This is a genomic window from Novosphingobium lentum NBRC 107847 (genome assembly GCF_001590965.1).
Taxonomy (GTDB): Bacteria; Pseudomonadota; Alphaproteobacteria; order Sphingomonadales; family Sphingomonadaceae; genus Novosphingobium; species Novosphingobium lentum.
On sequence record NZ_BCTW01000002.1, the window covers coordinates 150,535 to 175,947 of the forward strand.

Below are 25,413 nucleotides of genomic sequence, written 5' to 3' on the forward strand. Positions count from 1 at the left end.
AGACTCCCCCAAAACTGCCGTTTAAAGCTGACTAAGCCTCCAGCCCGCAAAACCCAAGGGCTTCACCGCAAAAAGAATGCTTCGTCCATCCTGCCAGACGATGCGCAGCCGCGGATCGGGGCTGTGCGGCAGGCCGGTATCGATCAGCCAGACATAATCGACCAGATCTATCGGCGCGTGGCGCAGCGCCGTGTCGACGCTGCGCAGGCGGCCGCCTTGGCACGCCGGCGACCACACGAACTCCGACGGATCGGCCGCGAAGTTGGGTCCGGGGCGGAAGCGCGGGACGACCATGTCGAGCCCGGGAACCGCCCAGTTGTCGTTCACCCAGGCCTGGCGATAGATGCTGGCCATGCTGGCAAGGTGATCGCGGCGGGTGTTGCGCCAGCTTTCCTCGATGCAGCTGTGTTCGACAAACGCGAGCACGCGGCTGCCGGGTTCGACGTGGTGCAGCGCCGACAGCTGCTTGTTATAGTCTTGCGCATAGTCGGCAAAGCTGCCGGCGGTAACCAGCAGCCGGATCGCCAGCAGCGCTGCGCCCGACACCGCGATGAAGCGGGCGCGATCGCCCGGGGCGCGGCTCCAGTCCTGCAGCCCGAGCGCGAGCATCGCCGCCACCGGCAACAGCCGGATATCGACGAAGGCACTGCCGTTGATGTCGCTGGGGATGGCCACGAACAGCACGAACACCGCGAGCGGGGGCAGCGCCTGGCGCGGGCTCCACCGTGCGCCCATCAGCCGCGCGAACACGATCAGCCCGCCGCACGCGGCAGACGTCGCAATGTCGAGCAGCTGCCACTGATCGCGCAAGGTCAGCGCAAACGACCATGCCTTCTGGTCCCAGCGCCAGCGCAGGAACCCGCCGTGCCCGGGGACCACGAACTTCCACACCAGGATCGTGACCAGACCCATGCCCAGTGGCCAGCACAGGCGCAGCAGCGCGCGCGCCATCGGTTCCAGCAAGGCAGGCCGACGCGGCACCTCGCGCCAGTCGACCGGATGCTCCTCGATCACCTTGCCCAGCGCGTACATGCCGATCAGCAGCGGCAGCAGCACGCCGCCGATGGCGTGGCACAGCAGCGCCACCGGCTGCAGCACGATCAGCATGGCGGCGCGCTTGCGCGGCTGGTTCTCAAGGTAGATCGAGGCGGCGAACGCGCTCAGCGACAGCCCCACCGCCAGGATATAGTTGAGGAACCCGGTCAGCAGCGGAAAGCTGAACACGAACATCAGCGCCCAGGCTGCGGCATGACCGCCGCGCGGGTTCAGCACGCGCACCGTGGCGAGGCAGCCACCGGCGAACAGCGCAGTGGCCAGCACCGCGCTCCACCAGCCGGCCGCCAGCAGCCCCAGCGGCGCGGCCAGCAGCTTCATCAGCACTTCGCCACCCAGATTGAGCGTGAACATCCAGCGCCAGCCGAAATACTGCTGCAGCGGGCTGCCGGGATCGGCCTGTTCGATCGCGGCGGCGCCCATGTGGCCGGGAATGTCGATCAGCGGCGGCACTTCGACCAGCACGAACGGCAGGCACACCAGCAGCACCAGCAGCCCGATCGCGGGCGCGCGCAGCCACGGCAGCGAACCGGCTTGCCAACCCCAGGGCGTGACGTGTTGACGGCTGTGCATGAGCCCCTGACAAATTCCGGCGTCGATATCCGGATACGATGGTTTGAGAAACGCCAACGCTTGGTCTAGCCACCTGCGCTGTGACGCCCTCTGCCCCAACTCCGATGATGACGCAATATCTTGCTCTCAAGCAAGAGGCTGGCGATTGTCTGCTGTTCTACCGGATGGGGGACTTTTTCGAGCTGTTCTTCGACGATGCGAAGATCGCGGCCCAAGTTCTCGACATCGCGCTGACCAGTCGCGGCGAACACGGCGGCCAACCCATACCGATGTGCGGCGTGCCGGTCCACGCGGCGGAAGGCTACCTGGCCCGGCTGATCAAGGCCGACTGCCGCGTCGCCATCGCCGAACAGATCGAATCGCCCGAAGAAGCGCGGAAACGCGGCGGTTCCAAGACGCTGGTGGCGCGCGCGATCGTCCGCTTCGTCACGGCCGGCACGCTGACCGAGGAAGCGTTGCTCGAACCGCGCCGCGCCAACCTGCTGGCGGCAGTGTGCGAGCTGCGCGGGCTGGTCGGCATCGCCGCGTGCGACATTTCCACCGGGCGGATGGAGCTGGAGGAATGCGCCGCCGCCGGCCTGCCCGCCGCGCTGGCACGGATCGGCGCGAGCGAACTGGTCGTGCCCGAAGGCTGGGACGGCGCGGGGACGGCCATCGGTGACGAGGCGATTCGCCGTCCGCCGCACGGCTTCCAGAGCGCACAGGGCGAGGACCGGCTTAAGACGCTGCACGCGGTCGCCACGCTCGATGGTTTCGGCGCGTTCGGGCGCGCCGCGCTGGCGGCGGCGGGCGGGCTGATCGCCTATCTCGAGCACGTCGGGCGCGGCCGGCTGCCGTTGCTGCTGCCGCCGGTGCTGCGCGAGCCCGGCCTGCACATGGCGATGGACGAGGCGACGCGCGCCAGCCTGGAAATCCTGTCGAGCAGCGCGGGCACGCGCAAGGGCAGCCTGGTCGATGCGATCGACCGTTGCGTGACCGGCGCGGGCGCGCGCCAGCTGGCCGAAGACCTGTCCGCTCCGCTGACCGACGCCGGCCGCATCCGCGAACGGCTCGAACTGGTCAGCTGGCTGCACGACGATCCGCTGCTGCGCGGCGATCTGCGCGGCGCGTTGCGGTCGCTGCCCGACATCGGCCGCGCGCTGGGCCGGGTGGTGGCCGGGCGCGGCAGTCCGCGCGATCTGGGCCAGCTGCGCGACGGGCTCGATTGCGCGTGGCGGCTGCACCACCAGCTCGGCCAGCGCAGCAACCTGCCCGCGTTGGCCCACAGGCTGGTCCCGGACCTAGCCGGACATGGCGCGCTGCTCGATCATTACGCGCGCGCGCTGGTGCCGTCGCCGCCCACCGAACGATCGCAGGGCGGCTACATCGCGCAAGGGTACGATGCCGCGCTCGACGAACTGCGCCGCATCTCGGGCAATGCACGCCGCGCCATCGCCGCGCTCGAGGCGCAGTACCGCGACCAGACCGGGATCGCCGCGCTCAAGATCCGCCACAACGGCGTGCTGGGCTATTTCATCGAGGTGCCCGCGCGCCATGCCGACCGGCTGATGGTGGCCGATTCGGGCTTCACCCACCGCCAGACGATGGCCGGCGCGGTGCGCTTCAACGCGCTGGCGCTGCATGAGGAAGCCAGCCGCATCGCCGAATCGGGCGGCCACGCGCTCGCCGCCGAGGAAGCCCATTTCGAGGAACTGGTCGGCGAGGCCGTGCGCGTGAGCGGGGCCATTGCCGCCACCGCCGCCGCGCTCGCCCGGCTCGACGTCGCCGCCGGACAGGCCGAGCGCGCGGCCGAAGGCGGCTGGGCTCTGCCCCGCGTGGTCGACGAACCGTGCCTCGCCATCGAAGGCGGGCGGCACCCTGTGGTCGAGGCGGCGCTCAGCGCGCGCGGCGAGCGGTTCGTCACGAATGATTGCAGCCTGTCGCCCAACAACCGCCTGTGGCTGGTCGGCGGGCCGAACATGGGCGGCAAGTCCACGTTCCTGCGCCAGAACGCGTTGATCGTGCTGCTGGCGCAGGCGGGCGGCTTCGTGCCCGCGACAAGCGCCACCATCGGCATGGTCGACCGCCTGTTCAGCCGCGTCGGCGCATCGGACAATCTGGCGCGCGGGCGCTCCACGTTCATGGTCGAGATGGTCGAGACCGCCGCGATCCTCAGCCAAGCCACGGAGCGCAGCTTCGTCATCCTCGACGAAGTCGGGCGCGGCACCTCGACCTATGACGGGCTGGCGCTGGCCTGGGCGGTGGTGGAGGCAGTGCACGAGGTCAACCGCTGCCGCTGCCTGTTCGCCACGCACTACCACGAACTGGCGCGGCTCGCCGAAACCTGCAGCGCGCTGTCGCTCCACCACGTCCGCGCGCGCGAATGGAAGGGCGAGCTGGTGCTGCTCCACGAACTGGCCGAAGGGCCGGCGGACAAAAGCTATGGCCTGGCGGTGGCGCGGCTGGCGGGGGTGCCCGCGCCGGTGGTCAAGCGCGCCCGCGCGGTGCTCGACAAGCTGGAAAAAGGCCGCGCCGCTACAGGCGGCCTCGCCGCCGGGCTCGACGACCTGCCGCTGTTCGCCGCCGCGCTGGTGGCCGAGGAAGTTCAGCGCGATGCCGTGCGCGAGCAGTTGAGCGCGCTGGAAGTCGATGCGCTGTCCCCGCGCGAGGCGCTCGATCTGCTGTACCAGTTGAAGCGCGACGCTGCGGTTTGATCTGCTCCCCCGCCCAGGCGGGGATCTCATGCCGACAATGCACCGCCAGCAGGCCTGAGGCCCCCGCCTGCGCGGGGGAGCAAGCCGACATTGCTCGCTAAGCCAACCCCAGAAACAGCCCCGCCAGCGCCGCGCTCATCAGGTTGCTCAGCGACCCCGCCGCGAGTGCCTTCATCCCCAGCCGCGCGATCACCGGGCGCTGGTTGGGGGCCAGGCCGCCGGTCACCGCCATCTGGATCGCGATCGAACTGAAGTTGGCGAAGCCGCACAGTCCGAACGTGACCAGCGCCACGGTGGTTTGCGACAGGCCCCCCGGTACACCCGCGACTTTGCCCAGTTCGATGAACGCGACGAATTCGTTGAGCACCAGCTTGGTCCCGAACAGGCCGCCCGCCTGCAGCGCTTCGGCCCAGCTGGGCGCGCCGAGCAGCCAGAACACTGGCGCGAACACATAGCCGGTGATCTGCTGGAACGAGAGGTCGGGATAGCCGAACCAGCCGCCGATCCCGCCGAGCAGACCGTTGGCCAGCGCGACCAGCGCGACGAACGCCAGCACCATCGCGCCGACCGCCACCGCCAGCTTGACCCCGGTCTGCGCGCCCTGGCTGGCGGCCATGATCAGGTTGGCGGGCCGTTCCTCGTCGCTCTCCACGCCCTCGACCTCGACGATGGCCGGGCGGATCGAGGCCGGGTCATGCGGGTTGGGCAGGTCTTCTGACGCGATCGCGGGCGGCGCGGGCGGTTCGTCGGGCATGATCATCTTGGCCATCAGGATGCCGCCCGGCGCCGACATGAACGCCGCGGCGACGAGATAGTCGATGCGGATGCCCATGCTGGCATAAGCCGCCAGGATCGTGCCGGCGACGCCCGCCATGCCCACGGTCATCACGCAGAACAGCTGCGACGGGTTCAGCGCGGCCAGATACGGGCGGATCACCAGCGGCGATTCGGACTGGCCGACGAAGATGTTGGACGCCGCGCACAGGCTTTCGACCTTGCTGATGCCCGTGACCTTTTCCAGCGCGCCGCCGATCCAGCGGATCACCAGCTGCATCGCGCCAAGGTAGTAGAGGATCGAGATCAGCGCGGCGAAGAAGATGATCACCGGCAGCGCCGAGATGGCAAAGCTGTGCCCGCCGATTTCGGGCGCGGCGAGCGGGCCGAACAGGAACGCGACCCCGGCCTTGGCGAAACCGAGCAGGCTCTCCACCCCGTGCGCCGCGCCCTGCAGCGCGGCGTTGCCCGGCGGGAAGTACAGCACCAGCGCGGCGAAGCCGACCTGCAGCGCGAATGCAGCCCCGACCACGCGCAGCCGGATCGCGCGGCGGTTGGACGAGAGCAGGAACGCGACAAGCAGGATCAGCGCCATCCCGGCGAGACTGGAAAGGATGTGCATTGGAAGGGCGGCCCCGCAGCTTGGGAGAAATCCGGTTTCGATCGGTCCTAGTGACCAATTGGCGCGCGGTCAAAATGCCGCTAACGCCTGTCCGATGCCCGATCCGACGATGCCCGACCAGACCCCGCTGCAATTCCCCCGCTCGCTGTTCGTCCTGTCGCTGTTCTACGGCGGCATGGTCACGCTGGGCGGCGTGCTGGGCGCCAAGCAGGTGGCGCTGGGGCCGCTGGCGGTCGAGGCCGGGATTTTTCCGTTCCTCACCCTGGTCGGTATATCGAGCGGTGTCGCCGAACTGCATGGCAAGGCGGTGGCGGACCAGCTGGTGCGGTATGGCTTCCTGCCGCTGATCGCTGCAATCCTGCTGACGTTCTTCGTGCTGCAGTTGCCGACCGACCCCGGCATGTATCCGCCTGCCAAAGATGCCTTCCCGATCATCCTGGGGCAAAGCTGGCGGATGATGGGCGCGGGCATCATGGCCTATGGCGTGTCGGTCACGCTCAACTTGTGGATCTTCGACAAGCTGCGCGCCGCCACCGGCAGGTTTGCCGGTTTGCGCGGGTTCATTGCGGCGGCGCTGAGCCAGGTGGTCGACACGCTGATCTTCATCACCGTGTCGTTCGTCGGCGTGCGGCCGATCGGTTCGCTGATCGCGGGGCAGATGCTGGCCAAGGTCGTGCTGTCGGCGGTGCTGGTGCCGCTGATCATCGCGGCGGTGCTGCGCATCGGCAAGCGGCTGGATGGCCCGGCAGCGTGAAGCAGGAAAACGGTTCACTTTTCCGCCTGTCGAGCTAAGGCGACGCGCCATGGCCGATCTCGAAAACCCCGCGTCGCCCGACGCTGCGCACAACGCCGCGATGCTCGCCAAGGCGGAAACGCTGATCGAGGCGCTGCCGTATCTGCAACGCTATGCCGGCAAGACGTTCGTGGTCAAATACGGCGGCCATGCGATGGGCGATCCCGGCCTCGCGCGCGATTTCGCCGAGGACGTGGTGCTGCTGCAGGCGATCGGGATCAAGCCGGTGGTGGTCCACGGCGGCGGCCCGCAGATCGGCGCGATGCTGAAGAAGCTGGGCGTCGAATCGCGCTTCATCGACGGGTTGCGCATCACCGACCAGGCCACCGCCGACATCGCCGAGATGGTGCTGTCGGGCGCGATCAACAAGGAACTGGTCGGCTGGATCGCGCAGGCCGGCGGCAAGGCGCTGGGCATTTCGGGCAAGGATGCGGGCCTCGTCACCGCCACCAAGGTCGAGCGCACGAGCAAGGACCCCGACAGCCACATCGAACGCGCGATCGACCTGGGCTTTGTGGGTGAACCGTCGCACGTCGACACGATGATCATCGACACCGCCTGTGCCGCCGGGATGATCCCGGTCATCGCCCCGATCGGCGCGGGCGCGGACGGGCAGACCTACAACATCAACGCCGATACGATGGCGGGCGCGATCGCGGCGGCGCTGGGCGCGGCGCGATTGTTCCTGCTGACAGACGTGGCCGGCGTGCTCGACAAGGACAAGCAGCTGCTGAGCGACTTGCGCCCCGCCGACGTCGAGCGGCTGCAGGCCGACGGCACGATCAGCGGCGGGATGATCCCCAAGCTGGAAACCTGCATCCACGCGGTCGAGGCCGGCTGCGAGGCGGCGGTCATTCTGGATGGCCGCGTACCGCATGCGATGCTGCTCGAAATCTTCACCTCGCGCGGGGTCGGCACGCTGATCCGCGCCTGATCGGTGGCTGATCGGTGGCCGACCGCGCCTGCGGGGCGGGAACCAATCGGCGGGCGGCGCGTCGCTAGGACATGCCCCTTCGCCATTCTTTCCGTTCCGGCCTGGTCGGCGCCTGCGCCGCGCTGGCCGCGCTCGGCCTGTCCGCCTGCGACCGCAAACCCGCCGCGCCGGCCGACCCCGCACTGACCGCGCAAGCCAGCGCGATCGCATCGGAGACTGCGGCGGGCACATACGTGGCGCCAACGCCCGCGCCCTCCGTGCCCGAGCCGTCCGCCACCCCGACCCCCGACGTCAACACGCCTTCGGTCCCGTCCGCGTCGCGCGATCCCGGCGAGGTGCTGGCCGCCTGGGCCAAGGCGATCGAAGCGCGCGACTGGGCCACGGTGCGCAGCTACTGGGGCGACCATGGCGCGCGCAGCGGCCTGTCACCCAAGGCGTTCGCCGCCAAATGGAGCGACCTGCTCGATCCGCGCGTGAGCATCGCGCCGGGCACGCAGGAAGGCGGCGCCGGATCGCTGTACTACACCGCACCGGTCACGATCACCGACGGCAAGCGCAAGATCGCGGGCGAAATCACCATCCGCCGCGTCAACGACGTCGATGGTGCCAGCCCGGAACAACTGCGCTGGCACATCGAGAGCACTACGCTGCGCTGGTAGATCACCCTGTGAAATGGCGGCGGGGAGCGCAGTGTATTATCCGGTTGATACGCCTGCCACCGCTCGGCTAAACGGACGCTCCGTTCCCCAGCGAAAAGGGCACCGTTCGTGCTGTTATACACCCTGGTTGCCATGATCGGCTATCTGGTCAAGATCGTTACCATCGTCGTGATCGTCCAGTTCGTGCTGGGCCTGCTCATTGCGTTCAACGTGGTCAACACCCACAACAATGGTGTCGCCGCGATCTGGAAGGCACTGAACGCCATTCTCGATCCGCTGCTCAACCCCATTCGCAAGATCATGCCCGATACCGGATCGATCGACCTGTCGCCGATGGTGCTGATCGTCGGGCTCAACCTCATCATCATCCTGCTCAGCGGGATCGCGGCTTCGGGATACTGACATGACCGCCGCGATTATCGACGGAAAAGCCTTCGCCGCAGACTTGCGCGGGCGCGTGGGCACACTGGCGCGGGCGTTCGAGGCCAGCGCCGGGCGCAAGGCCGGGCTCGCAGTGGTGCTGGTGGGCGAAGACCCCGCCAGCCAAGTCTATGTCCGCTCCAAGGGCAAGTCGACGCTCGAGGCCGGCATGGCCAGCTTCGAGCACAAGCTGCCCGCCGAAACCCCCGAGGCCGACCTGCTCGCGCTGGTCGAGCAGCTCAACACCGATCCCGCTGTCGACGGCATCCTCGTCCAGCTGCCGCTGCCCGCGCACATGAACGAGGCGAAAGTCATCGCCGCAATCAACCCCGACAAGGACGTCGACGGGTTCAACGTGATCAACGTCGGGCGGCTCGCGACCGGGCTGAACGGGTTCGTCCCCTGCACTCCGCTGGGCTGCATCATGCTGCTGAAGGACCGGCTCGGCAGCCTGTCGGGGCTCGATGCGGTCGTCATCGGCCGCTCCAACATCGTCGGCAAGCCGATGGCGCAGTTGCTGCTCGCGGAAAGCTGCACGGTGACGATCGCGCACAGCCGCACCAAGGACCTGCCCGAGGTGGTCCGCCGGGCCGATATCGTCGTCGCCGCCGTGGGTCGGCCCGAAATGATCAAGGGCGACTGGATCAAGCCGGGCGCGACCGTGATCGACGTGGGCATTAACCGCGTGCCCGGCAAGGTCGAGGGCAAGACCCGGCTGGTCGGCGACGTGGACTTTGCCGGCGCCAGCGAGGTGGCCGGGGCGATCACCCCGGTGCCGGGCGGGGTCGGACCGATGACCATCGCGGTGCTGCTGCGCAACGCGCTGGTCGCCGCGCACCGCAACGCCGGGATCGCGCTGGCGAAGGACGCGATCTGATGCTGCGGCGCGGTGCCCTCATGCTGTGCGTCGCACTGGCAGCCGTGCCTGCCGCCGCGCGCGATCGCGATGCCTTGCGCCCCGCCGCCAACCCCAGCGCACTGATCGCTGCCGAAATCGGCTTCAACCAGCTGGCGCAGGACAAGGGCCAGTGGACCGCGTTTCGCACCACGGCCGCCGACGGCGCGGAAATGTTCGTGCCGATGCGCGTGCTCACCGCCGTGTTCCTCAAAGGCCGCGCCGATCCGCCGGTCTCGGTCAAATGGCAGCCGACGCAAGTCTGGTCGAGCTGCGACGGCAGCTACGGCGTGACCAGAGGTGCATGGCAGCGCCCCGATTCGGTCGGCTATTTCACCACCGTGTGGCAGCGCCAGAAGAAGGGCGACTACAAGTGGGTGCTCGACCAGGGTGATGCACTGACCACCCCGCTCGCCGCGCCCGAGATGATCGAGGGCAAGGTCGCCGATTGCCCCGCGCGCAACGCCGGCCCGTATCGCGAACCCAAGCGCAAGGGCAACGTGCCCGTCGTCCTGCCGCCGCTGCCCGGCCCTGTGCCGCCATTGGCGCCGCGCGCGATGACCGTGCTCGACAGCAAGGACGGGCGCAGCGATGACGGTACGCTCGTCTGGCGGTCGACGGTGGATGGCGCCGGCGCGCGCGATTTCACGGTGTGGACGTGGAAGGATGGCACGATGCAGCAGGTGATCGCCAGCAAGGTCGCGGCCCCCGGGCGCGTCTGAGACGATGCTCGACCTGTTCCTTTCGGCATTCGTCACGCTGTTCGTCGTGATCGATCCGCCCGGCTGCGCGCCGATCTATGCAGGCCTGGTCGCGGGCGCGAGCCATGCGCAGGCGCGGGCCATGGCGTTGCGCGCCACGCTGATCGCCACCGGCATCCTGCTGGGGTTTGCGCTGTTCGGCGAGCAGCTGCTGTCGGGCCTGCACATCGAACTGGCCAGCTTCCGCATTGCAGGCGGGATCATGCTGTTCCTCATCGCGCTCGACATGGTGTTCGAAAAGCGCACCGAACGCCGCGAACAGCGCGCGGAAAAGGTCAAGGCCACGCCGGAAGTCGAGGACGTGTCGGTCTTCCCGATGGCCATGCCGATGATCGCCGGACCCGGCTCCATCGCCACGATCATGCTGCTGATGAGCCGCAGCGAAGGCACCGCGCAAACGCTGGTGGTGCTCGCCGCGCTGGCGGCGGTGATGGTACTGACCGCGCTATCGCTGATCGCCGCCGGGCCGCTGATGAAGTTGCTGGGCGCGCGCGTGGAAGCCGTGATCACCCGGCTGCTCGGCGTGCTGCTGGCCGCGCTGGCCGCGCAATATGTGATCGATGGGGTGAAAGCGGTGCTGCGCTGAAGTCAGCGTGCGTGCTTCGACAGGCTCAGCACGAGCGGATGCTTACTCAAGGTCTAAACCCAAAGCTCGCTCATGCTGAGCTTGTCGAAGCACGTAAGCCAAGATCTGCGTCGAAATCTTTCCAACGCACCTACTGCAGCGTCACCCGGCTATCATCGCCATCGCGCCGCCCGAAGAACTGCATCAGCTGCACCAGCAGCTCGCACCGTTCGCCCAGCGTATTGGCTTCCAGCAATGCCTGCTTGGCCGCCGCATCGAACGGCGCGATCTGCGAGACGCCGTTGATCAGCGCCACATCGTCCAGCCGCGCAACCGATTCCCAGTCCACGCGATAGCCTTGTGCATCGGCGAAATGGCGCGCCTCACGCTCGAAACTGGCGCGTTCGACGGCGCTGAGCGCTTCGTCCTGCGCATCGACCAGCAACGCGCCCTCGACCTGGCGGAATGGCGTGGTCACGTCGAGCTCGCGCAACAGCCGGAAGCGGGCGATGCCTTCGAGCACCACGTTGAACCGCCCGTCGTCGAGCGCCTCGACCTCGCCGATGTGGCCGACGCAGCCCACCGAGAACAGCTGGTCGCCACCCGCCTGCGGCTGGATCATCGCGATCCGCCGGTCGCGCGCCAGCGCATCGGTCACCAGCGAGCGATAGCGCGGTTCGAAGATGTGCAACGGCAACTGCAGCCCGGGAAACAGGATCGCGCCTGCCAGCGGGAACACCGAAAGCCGCGTGGAATGGATCGTGCCGCCCATATCAGTCGCCCGTCAGCCGAACAGGACTGTCGAAAGCTTGCGCCGCGTCGCCGCGACCCACGGATCTTCCAGCCCGGTCGCCTCGAATATCTGCAGCAACCGCGTGCGCGCCGCGCCTTCGTTCCATGCACGGTCCGCCGCGACCATGGCGAGCAGGCAGGCCGCCGCCGCATCGCGATCGCCGCTGGCATAAAGCGCGTTGGCGAATGCCAGCTGCGCATCCATATCGGCCGGACGCTCAGCCGCCGCAGCACGCAGGGCGGCCAGTTCGCTCTCTTCGGGGGCGTCTTCGGCCAGCGCCAGCGCCGACCGCGCCTGGGCCAGCGCCGGATCGGCGGCCAGCTTGGGGTCGAGCGCATCGAGCGCGGCCTGCGCCTCGTCGCGATGGCCCGCCGCGATCAGCGCGCGGATGAGGCCAGCGTGCGCGGCGGCACTGTCCGGCGCCATGTCGATGATCTGGGCGAAGATGCCTGCCGCACGCTCACCGTCGCCGCCCGCCAGCACTTCGTCGCCCATCGCCAGCAACGGCGCGATATCCTGCGCCGGTTGGCCGCCTGGCGTGATCGGCAGCTTCTCGAGGATCTGGTCGAGCATCTGCTTCAGCTGCGTTTCGGTGCGCGCGTTGGTGAGATCGGCCACCGGCTGGCCCTGGAACATGGCATAGACCGTGGGGATCGAGCGCACCTGGAACTGCGCCGCGATGAACTGGTCCTCGTCGACGTTGATCTTGGCCAGCACCACGCCCTTGTCGGCATATTCGGCCGCGACCTTTTCCAGCAGCGGCGTCAGCGCCTTGCACGGCCCGCACCATTCCGCCCAGAAATCGAGGATGACGAGCGCCGCCATCGACGGTTCGACCACGTCCTTGCGAAAGCGGTCGACGGCCTTCTGTTCGTCGAGATTGAGGCCAAGGCTTGCCAATGAGGGTCTCCGGTACTGCAGGTTCGCCGGCGCGGGTCCGGCAGGATCGATCATGGCCACCATGTGGGAACGCGGCGCGGTTCGGCAAGGGCTTTATCCGCAGGCGGTGTTCCGCTGCCCAGCCAGGGCCAGCCCAGCCCGGCAACCGCTGCAGGCATGCGCTGGGTAAAGCCGGGCCATGGCGTCCATGGAGCATCCTCGGTTTTTGCGGCGTTTTCCGGTTGCGGGTGCCAAACCCTCATGCTAACGGCGCGCCTCACCCCGACCCGGAGAGCTTCTGCGGCCGGGTTTGAAACGCTCGAGCGGGCGTAGCTCAGTGGTAGAGCACAACCTTGCCAAGGTTGGGGTCGAGGGTTCGAATCCCTTCGCCCGCTCCAGTTTCCATAGAAAAATCAATAACTTTGGAACCTGCGCCGTTTGCGCCAAGGGCTCTCGCTAGCTTTGGTCAACACCTGGTCAACACGGGTGCCATGCGTGTTGACCAGGGAATTCTCTGTCTACGAGACTTCAGGAACCACATTTCACCAATTGCTTACTGCGAGGGGAATGCCTTCCCCTGACCCGGAATCGGCATTGCTGTTTCCGGCTACCCCATCATGCGGGGATACCCCGCAACGCCCCGGCAAGAAGAGCGTGGCTGTCGACGCGCTCTGTCCCGCAGGCCGTTCGGCCTACTCCTGAGGGCGCAGCTTTGATGAGAATGGCCCCGCACGCACTCTGAATCGGCCGGCATGGGATCACCGGCAGGCTTAGAAAGCCGACAAGCCCCGGCTTTCCATCTGCTCGGGACGGGTCACGAACTCCGCCTCCTTTCAGGGTGCAGTTTCTTGTTCTTGTGATCTCGCTGGTCGCTCGTGCATCTGTAAGCACGAGTAGGTCAAAGTGAGAGGCATGCGGGCTTCGCCGTGACGGATTGAGAATGGCAGAGGGAGAGGCCCGCTGCCGGTCCGTCGCGGAGATTTTGCCATGACCGAGACCCGAGCCGACGTCTATTCCCGCATCACCGATCAGATCATCGCCGCCGTCGAGGCCGGTGCGGTTTCGTGTCGTATGCCTTGGCACCATGATGGGACGGCCACGTCCCGCCCCATCAATCTGGCTTCCGGCAAGCCCTACCGCGGCATCAACGTCCTGGTCTTGTGGGCGACAGCCGATGCCCACGGTTACACGCAAGGGCTCTGGGGCACTTATCGCCAATGGCTGGCCGTTGGCGGACAAGTACGGAAAGGCGAACGCGGCTGCGTTGTCGTCCTGTGGAAGCAGATCACCAACGGCGACGATGGCGATGAGCGCATTGAGGGCGAAGGCCACGGCCGTCGCGCCTTCGCGCGGGCATTCACCGTTTTCAATATCGCTCAGATCGATGGCTATACGTCCGAGCCTATGGAGGCCTGTTCCGAACCAGAGAGCCACGCCAACGCGGAAACCTTCATCGCAAATCTTGGCATTTCGACGATCTTCGGCGGCAACGAAGCCTGTTACCTGCCCTCGAAGGACGAAATTCACATGCCGCACCGTGCGCAGTTCGATGACGCCGCTTCATTCTATGGAGTCATGATCCATGAATGCGGTCACGCCTCTGGTGCCAAGCATCGACTCTCGCGCGATCTCAGCGGTCGCTTCGGGTCCGAGGCATATGCTGCCGAGGAAATATGCGCCGAGCTGACCAGCGGGTTCGTGCTGGCGGATCTCGGCATCGCCCATAATCCCCGGCCCGACCATGCAGCGTATATCGCCTCCTGGTTGAAAGCCCTGAAGCATGATCCCCGTGCAATATTCCAGGCAGCGAGCAAGGCACAAGCTGCTGCGGACTGGATGCACGCACAGCAAGTGGGGGCTCTCGATCAGGCCGCGTGACTGCCATCTGTTGATCCGGGCAATGCCCGGGGGAGAGTAAGAGGGGGGCCTTCGGCTTTGTGACGGGTCAGGGTCGGGAGAGAGGCTCCTGGCGGCCCGTCATGGAGAAAATACCATGGCAAGTTCTGTTCCCAAGCTCCGCCTGAGCAGTTCGCGCGACATCCCGTTCGACAAGCTCGTTCTCAGCCAGTCCAACGTCCGGCGCGTGAAATGCGGCGTCTCTATCGGCGAACTGGCCGATGACATCGTCCGCCGCACGCTCCTCCAGAGCATCAACGTCCGGCCCATGCTCGATGATGATGGCAAGGAAACCGGCATATTCGAGGTTCCCGCCGGCGGCCGGCGCTTCCGCGCCCTCGAACTGCTGGTCAAGACCAAGCGGATGGCGAAGACCCAGCCAGTGCCCTGCGTGGTGCGCGAGGGTGGCAGTGCGGAGGAGGATTCCCTCGCCGAGAACGTCATGCGCGAGGCGTTGCACCCTCTTGACCAGTTCCGCGCGTTCAAAGCGCTTCGCGAGCAAGGCACGTCCGAGGATGAGATCGCGGCGCGATTCTTCGTCACTGCCAGCATCGTCAAGCAGCGCCTGCGCCTGGCCTCGGTGTCCGAAGCCTTGCTCGAAGTCTATGCCGAGGACGGCATGACGCTCGACCAACTGATGGCGTTCAGCATTTCGTGCGATCATACGCGCCAGGAGCAGGTCTGGGCCGATGTTGGGCAGACATACTCCAATCAGCCTTACAATATCCGCCGTCTGCTGACCGACGAGGCCGTGCCGGTGAGCGATCGCCGTGCCCGCTACGTCGGTATCGCGGCGTATGAGGAAGCTGGCGGCACGATCATGCGCGATCTGTTCACCATCGACCAGGGCGGCTGGATGCAGGATGTTGCACTTCTCGACCGGCTGGTTTCCGAGATCCTGAGCGAGACGGCCCATGCGATCGCCAAGGAAGGCTGGAAATGGATCGAGGCTGCATCCGATCTGCCTTACGGCCATGAATTCGGCCATCGCCGAATCACCGGCACGGTCGAGGCGTTGAGCGAGGTCGATCAGGCTGCTTGCGACGTTCTCATGGCCGAGTTCGACGAGTTGACCGGACAATATGACGGCGGGGATGATCTGCCCGAGGAAGTCGACGCCCGGCTCGGCGAATTGGAAACCGCCATCGACGGCTACCTCAATCGGCCTGCCACCTATGACAAAGCTCAAATGGCGCGGGCAGGCGTTTTCATCTCGCTGGCCGGCAATGGCGTGCTGCGGATCGATCGCGGTTATGTCCGGGCCGAAGACGAGCCTGTCGTTGATGCCGAAACTGGCGAATTGGCGGATGATGCCAGTGCAGTCGGACCGCAGCAGCCGAACGTGACCATTGGCGGATCGGCGTTCGCTGCCGAACCGGTCGAGGAGGAAGACGATGTCATCCGGCCATTGCCAGAACGGCTGGTGACCGAACTGACGGCGGAGCGCACCCTGGCGCTTCGCAATGCCCTGGCCGAAGCTCCGGAAGCTGCGTTCATCGCGCTGCTCCATGCGCTGTGCCGTTCGGTCTTCACGCCGCATGCCGCCTCGGGCTGTGTCGAGATCTCTGTGCGGCACGCCTTTCTTGGCAATGTGGCTCCGGCCCTCGGCGATAGTGTCTGGGCGCAGGCAATCCAGCAGCGTCATAAATCCTGGGGTGACATCCTGCCTGATGATCCCGACCATCTCTGGGACGTGCTGAGCTCAATGGACACGGGCGATCACATGCGGCTGCTGGCGCATTGCACCGCGCTCAGCGTCAATGCGCTCTACGAACCAGCGAACCGCTACAATCAGGGCCATGTGTCGGCGCACGGCGTCAGCAAGCGACTTGCGTCAGCAGATCATATCGCCCGCACCATCGGACTCGATATGGCACGGGCAGGCTGGCAGCCGACCATCGCCAACTACCTCGGCCGGGTCACCAAGCCGCGCATACTTGACGCGGTGCGCGAAGCCCGGGGCGAAGAGATGGTCGGGCTGATCGATCATCTGAAGAAGGGCGACATGGCGAAGGAGGCCGAACGCCTACTCGACGGCAGTGGCTGGCTACCTGAACCGTTGCGGGTTGTTGCAGTCGAGGCTGAGCAGGTGACCGATGTGACGACGGTCGAAGACCTGCCAGCCTTCCTCGCTGACGACGATGCTGGCGATGGCGATGAACCGACTGACGAAGAACTCGACCCTGAGCATTACGCCATCGCGGCTGAATAGCTCCCACTGATCCGGGGCGGCTTCCGACGCTCCGGCATCTATTTCACCTTGCGCCCTCGGCCCCATCAGCCGGGGGCGTTTTCATTTCAAGGAGCCAATCATGGCCAATTATTACACACCCATTGTTGTCCAGCAGGCAATCCCTGCCATCGACCTCACGGCCCTGGAACGCCTGTTGCTTGCTGAGATCTTCGACATGCAAATCGATGACGACGCCCTCTACCTCTGCAGCGACGAAGGCGTATCCGACATGCTCTATCTGGATGTCGAAAAGCTGCGGCCTTGTCTTGATGATCCCGCTGCGGAGAGCACCACGGCATGGAAACAGATCGTCGACCAACATGGCACAGCCGTGCTTGGCGACGGCGAGATCGAGATCGACGCATCAGGCGGCTGGTGGGAAAACATCCTTCAGGACGTGGTCCGCCGCTCCGACACGCTCGACCATCTCTCGGTGATCGCGTCGTTCACCTGCGACAAGATGCGCCCCGATGGCTTCGGCGGCATGGCCATCTTGATAACCGCTGACCAAACTCGCGGGCAATCGACCCATGATCTGATGGCGCAGTTCATCGCCGAGGCTGTCGCTGCGGGCGAAATGCAGCCGATCTGACCAGCCCTCTATTACAGGATTTTAATCGCGTTCGCCCGGCCCTGTGCCGGGCTTTTTGCGTTTTATGGAGACCAATCATGTCCGCACTGCATATTTTCGAGCACGCACCCCTTGGCGCGCTCATCCGTTTCTCGGACGGCGAACCTCGGCCGCCTGCGCGCTTCAACCGCAAGCTCTCCGCATGGGAGAATTATAACGGCACGGGCAGGTTGACCGCGAAGCAACCGCGCCGACTGATCGGCAGTCACTGGATGCCAGCGGGATTTCAGCTTCATCTGGGCGACTATGGCAGCGGCGGTATTACGATCATTGTCGTCACCCGCCATTACCAGCTTGCCAGCCCGCTCGCCTTCGAAATAGTCGAAGTTCCGCTAGCCGGCATGGTCCGTGTACTGACCGAATGGAACGGCGCTATCGAGATGCGGCACCTGGCCGCCAACATGGCGTCCGCCGAGGCCTGGGCAGCTGACCACCGCTATTCCGACATGCGTTTCGAGGTCGTCGAAGCCGATGAAGCCAATCGCTTCGATCAACTGCGGAGGGCGGCATGAGCAACGCACCGTCCATCACGGCCATGTTCGCACGAACCGCCGAAGGTCATCTCGCAGCGCAGGTCGATGATCTGGGCTGGCTCGCCATTCCCGTGGTGGGCGGCCTACGGATGGCGAGCGCCTGGCGTTTGTCCAAACCTATCGGCACATGGGTGTCTGCCGACTTCTATGGTGCCGACGGGTTCGTAGCCGACGAGATAGCCTTCCGTACCCATGTTGAGGATGTCGCCCAGCACAAGCGCGAATTGGCTGTGCTGTCTCGCCCTGAAACGGGGATGCGGGTCGGAACGCCGTGGGGAACCTCACAGCAGAGTTACCACTACGCTGACGGCATTCTCTGCCATTCGACGGCAGGGCATGGCGGATTTTACCTCGGTAGTGAACGCAACGCATCGGTTCATGCCATGTGGCGAAACGGCGATGGCTGGTATGAGGAGGATGCTGAATGGGCCAAAGTCGCATTCAGCTTTCCTCGCCTGTTCACCACCCGCGAGCGGCGATGTGCGGCTGAAACGCTGTGCAATGATTATCCCGATGTCTGGGAGCACATTCACGGCGTGACGCTGGCACCGGGTGAATCCCGGGTGAAGGATGAACGGCAGTTCCGGCAGCGCCATGCGGCCGACTGGATTGTCGTCTCCGCGATCCAGTCGGATCGCCATCCCGGTTTCATTGAATGTGTCGCCAAAATTGGCGGCAATCGGTCACTGGCAGACGAACGGCTCTATCTGGTGCCTGGACACGAATATCAGGCCGGACGCTTTGGCTTCGTGATCGACGAGCGCGAACATCAGCGGTTCGAACCGCAGGCGGCTTGAACAAGTCCAACAACATATCCTTGATGCCCGCCATCGGTTTCCGGTGGCGGGCATTTCTGTGTGTGCCGATCCGCGGCCGCATTGCGGCCGCGGCCAGAGCGAGAGGGATGCCCCGGAAGGGCGAGCCTGCCGGTTGAGAGAAAGACCGCGCGGGCTTGCCCGTTCACCGCTCTTTCAAGGGACTTCCCACATGACCAATTCTGCCTCTGCCGCCGCACCGGCGGCCGCTTCGCTCGCGCCTGCAGTTTTCCCATCGTCCTCCGATGCGATCATCGCGGCTGCATCAGCTCTTTTGCCCCACCTTGAGCGCGGTTCTGCCATCAATGCCGCGACATTGCGGTCCGCCATGGAAACTGCCTTTGGCGGCTCCGATGCTGAGGGGCGCTGGGACTGGAAAACCGCCTATGAGGCCTGCGAGGTTGCGCAGATACTGTTTCTCCGCAAGTTCGGCCCGGCGCTCGCCCGACATTCCGGCAATCCTGCCGCACTGCTCGCGATGATCGAAAAGATCACGCGGCTGTTCCCGACGCACACGCGCCGTTCGCAGTCGGGGCAAGCACTCCAGCAGTTCAGCACGCCGGTCGGCCTTGGCACGGTTGCTGCCATTGCCGCCGCCATCACACCGACCGACGTGGTGCTCGAACCTTCAGCGGGAACGGGCCTGCTGGCGATCCATGCCCAGCGGGCAGACGCATCGCTGGTGCTCAACGAATTTGCCGACACGCGGGCCGAACTGCTGGAACACCTGTTTGGCGGGGTGGTTGTCACCCGGCACGATGCCGCGCAGATCGACGACTATCTCGACCCCGCCATTCGTCCCAGCGTCGTGCTGATGAACCCGCCATTCTCCGCGATGGCCCATGTCAATCACACGATGAAGGATGCGGCACTTCGCCATCTGTCGTCGGCTTTGGCACGGCTCGCCGAGGGTGGCCGTCTCGTCGCCATCACCGGCGCAGGTTTCGGCCCAGAGATGCCTATATGGCGCGATGCGTTCATCAAGCTGCAGGAGCGCGGACGCGTGCTGTTCAGCGCCGCCATCGACGGCCGGGCTTACGCCAAACACGGCACCTCGGTTTCAACCCGGCTGACCGTGATCGACCGCGTTCCCGCAGGTGATCCCGCTGTCTTCCCGGCATCACCCGGCACAGCACCGGATACGGCCACACTCCTCACCTGGGTTCTGGAACATGTCCCGGCGCGTCTCGAAGTGTCGGGTGCAGTCTGTGGCCGAGTGCCGGCATCAAGCATTCTGCCGGTGCCCGCAAAAGCGGCACGAGCAGGAAACCCGCCAACCCCGCAGCCAGTGCGGATCATCCCGCCGACCGAAGCCCACGAGCTGGACTATGCGGTCAAGGATTGGGTGCCGGAACAGACCGTCCAACTGACTGATGCTATTTACGAGCCCTATGCGCTCCAGTCGCTCAGCATCATCGGCGCGCATCCGCATCCGACCGCTATGGTGCAATCAGCGGCCATGGCGTCCGTCGCACCGCCCAAGCCGACATATCGTCCGCATTTGCCAGCGCGAATCGTAAGCGATGCCATGCTGTCCGATGCGCAGCTTGAATCGGTGATCTATGCCGGTGAAGCGCATTCCGGCTTCCTGTCCGGCGCCTGGACGGTCGATGCGACCTGGGACAAGATCGAGGCTGCACCCGACGATTCCGAAGCCGCGGTCCAGTTCCGGCGTGGCTGGTTTCTGGGCGATGGCACCGGGGCTGGCAAAGGTCGTCAGGTCGCCGGGATCATCCTCGACAACTGGCTGAAAGGCCGCCGGCGCGCTCTGTGGATCTCGGTGTCCGACCGCCTGCTCGAAGATGCGCAGCGCGATTGGTCGGCGTTGGGGCAGGAGCGCCTGCTGGTCACGCCCTTGTCGCGCTTCAAACAGGGCAGTCCGATCAAACTGGGGGATGGCATCCTGTTCACCACTTACGCGACTCTGCGTTCGCAGGATCGTGGTGACAAGGTCAGCCGTGTCCAGCAGATCGTCGATTGGCTGGGCGCTGACTTTGACGGCGTGATTATCTTCGATGAAGCCCACGCCATGGCCAATGCGGCGGGCGGCAAAGGCGGCAGGGGCGATCAGGCTCCCTCCCAGCAAGGCCGCGCAGGGCTGCGGTTGCAACATGCGCTTCCGGGCGCTCGCATTGTCTATGTCTCGGCGACGGGCGCGACCACGGTGCAGAATCTGGCCTATGCCCAGCGGCTCGGGCTTTGGGGTGGCGAGGATTTTCCCTTCGCGACACGGCCCGAGTTCGTCGCGGCAATCGAGGACGGCGGAGTGGCGGCGATGGAAGTTCTCGCCCGCGACCTCAAGGCACTCGGGCTCTATGCGGCACGTTCGCTGTCGTTCGACGGAGTTGAATATGAGATGGTCGAACATGCCCTGACCGAAGAGCAGACCCGCATTTACAATGCCTATGCCGGGGCGTTCCAGGTGATCCACAGCAACCTCGACGAGGCGCTGGGCATCACCAACGGCAATCTCAATTCTCAAGCCAAGTCGGCGGCACGTTCGGCCTTCGAATCCGCCAAACAGCGCTTCTTCAACCACCTTATCACTGCGATGCAGACGCCGACGTTGATTGCCAGGGCCGATGCGGATCTGGCAGCGGGCCATGCCGCCGTCATCCAGATCGTCTCGACCGGAGAAGCCCTGATGGAACGGCGGCTCGCCGACATCCCGACCGATGAGTGGGACGATATTCAGGTCGATATAACTCCGCGTGAATATGTGCTCGATTACCTGGCGCACAGCTTTCCGGTGCAACTCTACGAGCCCTTCACCGACGGCGAGGGCAATCTGTCCTCGCGTCCGGTCTATTCGGATGATGGGCAGCCGGTTGAATCCCGCGATGCAGTCGAACGGCGTGACCGCATGATCGAAAAGCTCGCCAGCCTGCCGCCGGTGCCTGGCGCGCTCGATCAGATCGTCCAGCGTTTTGGCACCGACATGGTGGCCGAGGTGACGGGCCGGTCTCGGCGTATCGTTGCCCGCACCCGCGATGATGGCACCACGCGCTTTGCCGTCGAGAACCGGCCTGCTTCCGCCAATCTCGGCGAGACCCAGGCGTTCATGGACGATGAGAAGCAGATCCTTGTCTTTTCCGACGCCGGCGGCACGGGCAGATCGTATCATGCCGATCTCGGTTGCCGGAACCAGCGCTTGCGGGTCCACTATCTGCTGGAATCGGGCTGGAAGGCCGACAGTGCGATCCAGGGCTTCGGGCGCACCAACCGCACCAATCAGGCGCAGCCGCCGCTGTTCCGTCCGGTCACAACCAATGTGAAAGCGCAGAAGCGCTTCATCTCGACCATTGCCCGGCGGCTCGACACGCTCGGGGCCATTACGCGCGGCCAGCGGCAGACCGGCGGACAGAACATGTTCCGCCCGGAGGACAATCTGGAATCGCATTACGCTCGCGATGCTCTGCGTCAGCTCTACCAGCTGATCGTGCGCGGCAAGGTCGAGGGCTGCTCGCTGGGGCAGTTCGAGGCGGCTACCGGTCTCCAGCTGATCGATGGCCAGGATGGCGGTCTGCGCGATGAACTTCCGCCGATCACCACCTTCCTCAACCGGATGCTGGCGCTCACCATCGACATGCAGGACATCTTGTTCACCGCGTTCGAGGGCTTGTTGGCCACCCGGATCGAGGGCGCGATGGCCAGCGGCACCTATGAAATGGGGCTGGAGACGCTAATCGCAGAGAGCTTCACTGTCACCGACCGGCAGACCATCTATACCCATCCCGGCACCGAGGCCGAAACGCGGTTGCTGACCATCGAGCAGAAGCATCGCAACGCACCGCTGTTGCTGGCCGAAGCGCTCGACCATGCCCGCGAGCCGGGAGCGGTATTACTGGTCAACAGCCGCTCGGGCCGGGCTGCCGTGCAGACCGGCGCGCGCAGCGTGATGCTGGATGATGGTGCGGTCGAAAAGCGTGTCCGGTTGATCCGTCCAATGGAAAGGACGAACATTCCCCGCGAAGCCATGGACCAGACCCATTGGGAACATGCCGATCAGGCTGCCTTCGCTAAAGCCTGGAATTCCGAGGTCGCCGATGTGCCCGAGTTCGTGACCAGTTCGCTCCACATCGTGACCGGCTTGCTCCTGCCAATCTGGAAGAGCCTGCCGAATGAATCCTCGCGGGTGTACCGCCTCCAGGCCGAGAGCGGCGAGCGCATCGTCGGCAGGCGGGTATCGCCCGCATGGGTGGCGGCAACGCTTGGTGCCAAAGCCCCCGAACTTACTGCCGATCAGGCTTGGACAATGCTGATGGCGGGGGAAGCCGCACTGCATCTGGCCGAGGGGCAAGTGCTGTCCCGTGTCCGGTCGATGGGCACGCCGCGCATTGAACTCACTGGATTCAACGACCTCGGCGTCGAGCGCTTGAAGGCGCTGGGGCTGATCTCCGAGATCATCTCGTGGAAGCTGCGTCTGTTCGTACCGACGGGCGCTGATGGGCTGCAGATCCTCGCCAAACTGATCGAACGCTTCCCCATCCAGAAAGTCACTGACCGCCGCAGCGACGCCAGAGCCGCCTAACGCCGCCGATTTGCTCATCGTCAAACGACCAGCATAATCGGGAAGGTCATCATGGAAAAACCCGCAACCCAGATCGCACACCGTCTCGGCCAACAGGCCGAGGCGGTGTGTCGTCATTATCTCTCCAAGGGCTACCGCGAGGGGCGCTATTGGCTGGTTGGCGATGTTCGCAACCAGCCGGGGCGCAGCCTCTATGTCCGGCTCGTCGATATGGAAAAGGGACCAGCCGGAAAATGGACCGACGCGGCCACCGGCCAGCACGGCGACCTGCTCGACATCATTGCCCTGGGTCAGGGGTACCACCAGCTACGAGATGCGCTCGATGAAGCCCGCCGCTTTCTGAGCCTGCCCATGCCGACAGTTGACGCAGACCAACATCGGGATCGGCCCAAATCCAAAGTGCCAGCGGGATCGCCAGCCGCAGCACAGCGGCTGTTCGCAGCATCCAAGCCAATGCGCCGCACAGTTGCAGAAACCTATCTTCACCGCCGGGCGATCATGACCCTGCGGGCGACAGACCCGCTGCGCTTCCACCCGCATTGCTACTACCGGCCCTCGAAAGACGATGCGCCGGGCACCCGCACGGCATGGCCAGCCCTGATTGCAGCGGTCACCGATCTGGATGGCAATACGACCGGCGTGCATCGGACGTGGATTGATCCGGACGCTTTGATCAAGGCCCCGGTCGCATCACCGCGCCGTGCGATGGGCAATATCCTCGGACACGCCATCCGGTTCGGCATTGCGGACGATGTCATGATCGCGGGCGAGGGCATCGAGACCATGCTGTCGCTACGTGAGGTCATGCCCGCTATGCCGCTGGCTGCAGCCACGTCATCCGCACATCTCGCGGCCATCCTGCTCCCGGCAACGCTCAAGCGCCTCTATGTCGCACTCGACAATGACCCGGCAGGCCATGCGGCAGTGACGACATTGACGCAGCGCGCAGAACCAATCGGGATCGAGGTCATTCCTCTGGTGCCGCTCCTGGGCGACCTCAATGACGATTTGCAGGAGCGAGGTTCCCGCCAACTGGCGCTCGATCTTGTCGCCCAGCTTCACCTGGCGGATGTAGGGCGATTCCTCGAATGACCGGGCAATGGCCGGGAAGGGAAGAGAAGTTTCGGGTCCGGGTCTGTGATTACCTGGCTCCGGCATCTTGCCTGCCTGAGAGAGCCGCGCGCACGGCCTTCTGCAAGGGCGATCTGAGAGACCGGATGGGCCGGGCCTGCAACGGCGGGCGGCCACTATTTTCCGTCGGCGCAAACGCGCCTTTACACCGCGAAGCAAAATAGCCGCCGCCCGCCGTCCTTCGCTGACGCTGCGGCCGCAAGGGTGCAGGCCCGTCCCATCCGGCCAAGAGGATCGCCACGAAGGCCGAGCGTGACGCGCGGTCACAGCAGCGAAGGATCAGCCGATGGGAACCGATATTCACGAAGATTTTGAACCCGAACACGAGGCATCCCCGACCAGCCATTTGCTCGACGAACTCAGCCTCTATGGCTACCGGCCCTTCTCCGATGAAGCTGACACAAGACCGCTGCCAGAAGAACGGATGGTCGCAGGTGCCATCTCCGACATCTTTGACGCCCTGATCGCGACAATGCTCGACACCAGGCTCGAACCCGATCTGGAAGATCTGTGCTGGTCGGTCACCAATGTCTTCCATCGCGCAGGCAGCCGTATCCAGCGCGAGCTTGACGACAATGAAGATGCGCAGAAGCGTAGCCAGAAGGAACAGGATGGCTCCGAAGTGCGATCGGTCGAACTCGAGCGGCACTTACGCGAAGGTCTGGGGCTCATCGAACGCCGCAACAGCATGGAGTTCATGCGCGAAGCCGCTGGCGATCAGTTCGAACGTCATTTCCGCAAGAGCTGGGCACCGTATAGCGGCTCACTCGTCAATCATCGCACTATGACCGCATCGATGGTCGACAGCCGGGATTTTCTTGCCGCCAAGCGCAAGTCCGAAATCGAACCACTGCTTCCCACGGGCACGCGGGTCGCATTCACCGCAGGGCCGGCCTATGACGATCACCGCAAGATCTGGGCAACGCTCGACAAGGTGCTCGCCAAATATCCCGACATGGTCCTGTTCCACGGCGGCAATCCTACTGGCGGCGAACATATCGCAGTGCTCTGGGCCAACGCCCGCAAGATCACCCACTATCCGTTCCGGCCGAACTGGGACCGCTTCAAGAAAGCCGCGCCGTTCAAGCGCAATGACCAGATGCTCGAAGCCCTGCCCAAGGCGGTGATTGCCTGCCCTGGCAATGGCATCAATGCCAATCTGGTCGACAAGGCCCGCAAGATGGGGATCAAGGTTTGGTCGATCGAGAAGGGAGGGTGATGGATCTGGA

At 65.2% G+C, this 25,413-nt stretch carries 20 protein-coding genes and 1 tRNA gene; 17 read left to right on the forward strand and 4 right to left on the reverse strand.

Features of this window, described 5'->3' with window-relative positions; all coding sequences use genetic code 11:
* Nucleotides 1–21 precede the first annotated feature (21 nt).
* Nucleotides 22–1,626, reverse strand: a complete 1,605-nt coding sequence (locus NL2_RS02190) for a hypothetical protein (protein ID WP_068071237.1) — start codon at nucleotides 1,624–1,626, stop codon at nucleotides 22–24.
* 104 nt (nucleotides 1,627–1,730) lie between these two features.
* Here NL2_RS02190 and mutS point away from each other — a divergent pair, with 104 nt between their 5' ends.
* A complete protein-coding gene (mutS, locus tag NL2_RS02195; protein WP_068071238.1) occupies nucleotides 1,731–4,319 on the forward strand; it encodes a DNA mismatch repair protein MutS in 2,589 nt (862 codons plus the stop codon).
* Between the two features lie 97 nt (nucleotides 4,320–4,416).
* Here mutS and NL2_RS02200 read toward each other — a convergent pair whose 3' ends face one another.
* On the reverse strand, nucleotides 4,417–5,715 hold the full coding sequence (locus NL2_RS02200) for a NupC/NupG family nucleoside CNT transporter (protein ID WP_068071240.1): 1,299 nt from the start codon (nucleotides 5,713–5,715) through the stop codon (nucleotides 4,417–4,419).
* Between the two features lie 94 nt (nucleotides 5,716–5,809).
* Between NL2_RS02200 and NL2_RS02205 the strand changes: the two genes are divergently transcribed.
* The 7 genes from NL2_RS02205 (at nucleotide 5,810) to NL2_RS02235 (ending at nucleotide 10,763) form a co-directional block, all read left to right on the forward strand.
* Complete coding sequence (locus NL2_RS02205) at nucleotides 5,810–6,469, forward strand: queuosine precursor transporter (RefSeq protein ID WP_245647530.1); 660 nt, start codon at nucleotides 5,810–5,812, stop codon at nucleotides 6,467–6,469.
* A gap of 49 nt (nucleotides 6,470–6,518) precedes the next feature.
* A complete protein-coding gene (argB, locus tag NL2_RS02210; RefSeq protein WP_068071242.1) occupies nucleotides 6,519–7,442 on the forward strand; it encodes an acetylglutamate kinase in 924 nt (307 codons plus the stop codon).
* A 71-nt stretch (nucleotides 7,443–7,513) separates the two neighbouring features.
* Complete coding sequence (locus NL2_RS02215; protein ID WP_068071244.1) at nucleotides 7,514–8,101, forward strand: hypothetical protein; 588 nt, start codon at nucleotides 7,514–7,516, stop codon at nucleotides 8,099–8,101.
* 108 nt (nucleotides 8,102–8,209) lie between these two features.
* The gene (locus NL2_RS02220; protein WP_068071246.1) at nucleotides 8,210–8,503 is read left to right on the forward strand and encodes a YggT family protein; all 294 of its coding nucleotides are present in this window, start codon (nucleotides 8,210–8,212) and stop codon (nucleotides 8,501–8,503) included.
* Between the two features lies 1 nt (nucleotide 8,504).
* Nucleotides 8,505–9,398, forward strand: coding sequence for a bifunctional methylenetetrahydrofolate dehydrogenase/methenyltetrahydrofolate cyclohydrolase FolD (gene folD / locus NL2_RS02225; RefSeq protein ID WP_068071248.1), 894 nt, complete (start codon nucleotides 8,505–8,507; stop codon nucleotides 9,396–9,398).
* Nucleotides 9,398–10,138 carry a hypothetical protein gene (locus tag NL2_RS02230; protein WP_245647531.1) on the forward strand — a complete coding sequence of 247 codons (741 nt, stop codon included), beginning with the start codon at nucleotides 9,398–9,400 and terminating at the stop codon, nucleotides 10,136–10,138. The genes folD and NL2_RS02230 overlap by 1 nt, the downstream gene beginning before the upstream one ends.
* Before the next feature lie 4 nt (nucleotides 10,139–10,142).
* On the forward strand, nucleotides 10,143–10,763 hold the full coding sequence (locus tag NL2_RS02235; RefSeq protein ID WP_068071250.1) for a MarC family protein: 621 nt from the start codon (nucleotides 10,143–10,145) through the stop codon (nucleotides 10,761–10,763).
* 130 nt (nucleotides 10,764–10,893) lie between these two features.
* On the opposite strand, the gene NL2_RS02240 is transcribed toward NL2_RS02235, so the two are convergent.
* Together NL2_RS02240 and NL2_RS02245 are read right to left on the reverse strand one after the other, a co-directional pair.
* On the reverse strand, nucleotides 10,894–11,514 hold the full coding sequence (locus NL2_RS02240; RefSeq protein ID WP_068071252.1) for an LON peptidase substrate-binding domain-containing protein: 621 nt from the start codon (nucleotides 11,512–11,514) through the stop codon (nucleotides 10,894–10,896).
* Nucleotides 11,515–11,526: 12 nt separating this feature from the next.
* The gene (locus NL2_RS02245; protein ID WP_068071494.1) at nucleotides 11,527–12,435 is read right to left on the reverse strand and encodes a tetratricopeptide repeat protein; all 909 of its coding nucleotides are present in this window, start codon (nucleotides 12,433–12,435) and stop codon (nucleotides 11,527–11,529) included.
* A gap of 302 nt (nucleotides 12,436–12,737) precedes the next feature.
* On the opposite strand from NL2_RS02245, the gene NL2_RS02250 reads away from it, so the two are divergent.
* From NL2_RS02250 to NL2_RS02290, 9 genes are all read left to right on the forward strand, one after another.
* Nucleotides 12,738–12,812 (forward strand) — tRNA-Gly (locus NL2_RS02250).
* A gap of 589 nt (nucleotides 12,813–13,401) precedes the next feature.
* Entirely contained in the window at nucleotides 13,402–14,292 is an 891-nt protein-coding gene (locus NL2_RS02255; protein WP_068071254.1) for an ArdC family protein, read from the forward strand.
* Between the two features lie 115 nt (nucleotides 14,293–14,407).
* On the forward strand, nucleotides 14,408–16,522 hold the full coding sequence (locus tag NL2_RS02260; protein WP_068071256.1) for a ParB/RepB/Spo0J family partition protein: 2,115 nt from the start codon (nucleotides 14,408–14,410) through the stop codon (nucleotides 16,520–16,522).
* A 100-nt stretch (nucleotides 16,523–16,622) separates the two neighbouring features.
* On the forward strand, nucleotides 16,623–17,135 hold the full coding sequence (locus NL2_RS02265) for a hypothetical protein (protein WP_068071258.1): 513 nt from the start codon (nucleotides 16,623–16,625) through the stop codon (nucleotides 17,133–17,135).
* Nucleotides 17,136–17,212: 77 nt separating this feature from the next.
* Complete coding sequence (locus NL2_RS02270; protein ID WP_068071260.1) at nucleotides 17,213–17,686, forward strand: UCP036055 family protein; 474 nt, start codon at nucleotides 17,213–17,215, stop codon at nucleotides 17,684–17,686.
* Complete coding sequence (locus NL2_RS02275) at nucleotides 17,683–18,504, forward strand: DUF7007 domain-containing protein (RefSeq protein WP_068071262.1); 822 nt, start codon at nucleotides 17,683–17,685, stop codon at nucleotides 18,502–18,504. The genes NL2_RS02270 and NL2_RS02275 overlap by 4 nt, the downstream gene beginning before the upstream one ends.
* 190 nt (nucleotides 18,505–18,694) lie before the next feature.
* Entirely contained in the window at nucleotides 18,695–23,053 is a 4,359-nt protein-coding gene (locus tag NL2_RS02280; RefSeq protein ID WP_068071264.1) for a bifunctional class I SAM-dependent methyltransferase/DEAD/DEAH box helicase, read from the forward strand.
* Nucleotides 23,054–23,104: 51 nt separating this feature from the next.
* Nucleotides 23,105–24,145 (forward strand): DUF7146 domain-containing protein, encoded by a 1,041-nt coding sequence (locus NL2_RS02285; protein ID WP_068071266.1) that lies wholly within the window; start codon nucleotides 23,105–23,107, stop codon nucleotides 24,143–24,145.
* 325 nt (nucleotides 24,146–24,470) lie between these two features.
* Nucleotides 24,471–25,403: a DUF2493 domain-containing protein gene (locus tag NL2_RS02290; RefSeq protein WP_068071268.1), complete on the forward strand. Its 933-nt coding sequence runs from the start codon at nucleotides 24,471–24,473 to the stop codon at nucleotides 25,401–25,403.
* Nucleotides 25,404–25,413 lie beyond the last annotated feature (10 nt).

What these genes read in the sequence shown, in the direction of transcription:
- NL2_RS02190 (WP_068071237.1), bottom strand. Translation starts at nt 1,626, where the DNA reads ATGCACAGCCGTCAACACGTCACGCCCTGGGGTTGGCAAGCCGGTTCG.
- mutS (WP_068071238.1), top strand. Translation starts at nt 1,731, where the DNA reads ATGATGACGCAATATCTTGCTCTCAAGCAAGAGGCTGGCGATTGTCTG.
- NL2_RS02200 (WP_068071240.1), bottom strand. Translation starts at nt 5,715, where the DNA reads ATGCACATCCTTTCCAGTCTCGCCGGGATGGCGCTGATCCTGCTTGTC.
- NL2_RS02205 (WP_245647530.1), top strand. Translation starts at nt 5,810, where the DNA reads ATGCCCGATCCGACGATGCCCGACCAGACCCCGCTGCAATTCCCCCGC.
- argB (WP_068071242.1), top strand. Translation starts at nt 6,519, where the DNA reads ATGGCCGATCTCGAAAACCCCGCGTCGCCCGACGCTGCGCACAACGCC.
- NL2_RS02215 (WP_068071244.1), top strand. Translation starts at nt 7,514, where the DNA reads ATGCCCCTTCGCCATTCTTTCCGTTCCGGCCTGGTCGGCGCCTGCGCC.
- folD (WP_068071248.1), top strand. Translation starts at nt 8,505, where the DNA reads ATGACCGCCGCGATTATCGACGGAAAAGCCTTCGCCGCAGACTTGCGC.
- NL2_RS02230 (WP_245647531.1), top strand. Translation starts at nt 9,398, where the DNA reads ATGCTGCGGCGCGGTGCCCTCATGCTGTGCGTCGCACTGGCAGCCGTG.
- NL2_RS02235 (WP_068071250.1), top strand. Translation starts at nt 10,143, where the DNA reads ATGCTCGACCTGTTCCTTTCGGCATTCGTCACGCTGTTCGTCGTGATC.
- NL2_RS02240 (WP_068071252.1), bottom strand. Translation starts at nt 11,514, where the DNA reads ATGGGCGGCACGATCCATTCCACGCGGCTTTCGGTGTTCCCGCTGGCA.
- NL2_RS02255 (WP_068071254.1), top strand. Translation starts at nt 13,402, where the DNA reads ATGACCGAGACCCGAGCCGACGTCTATTCCCGCATCACCGATCAGATC.
- NL2_RS02260 (WP_068071256.1), top strand. Translation starts at nt 14,408, where the DNA reads ATGGCAAGTTCTGTTCCCAAGCTCCGCCTGAGCAGTTCGCGCGACATC.
- NL2_RS02265 (WP_068071258.1), top strand. Translation starts at nt 16,623, where the DNA reads ATGGCCAATTATTACACACCCATTGTTGTCCAGCAGGCAATCCCTGCC.
- NL2_RS02270 (WP_068071260.1), top strand. Translation starts at nt 17,213, where the DNA reads ATGTCCGCACTGCATATTTTCGAGCACGCACCCCTTGGCGCGCTCATC.
- NL2_RS02275 (WP_068071262.1), top strand. Translation starts at nt 17,683, where the DNA reads ATGAGCAACGCACCGTCCATCACGGCCATGTTCGCACGAACCGCCGAA.
- NL2_RS02280 (WP_068071264.1), top strand. Translation starts at nt 18,695, where the DNA reads ATGACCAATTCTGCCTCTGCCGCCGCACCGGCGGCCGCTTCGCTCGCG.
- NL2_RS02285 (WP_068071266.1), top strand. Translation starts at nt 23,105, where the DNA reads ATGGAAAAACCCGCAACCCAGATCGCACACCGTCTCGGCCAACAGGCC.
- NL2_RS02290 (WP_068071268.1), top strand. Translation starts at nt 24,471, where the DNA reads ATGGGAACCGATATTCACGAAGATTTTGAACCCGAACACGAGGCATCC.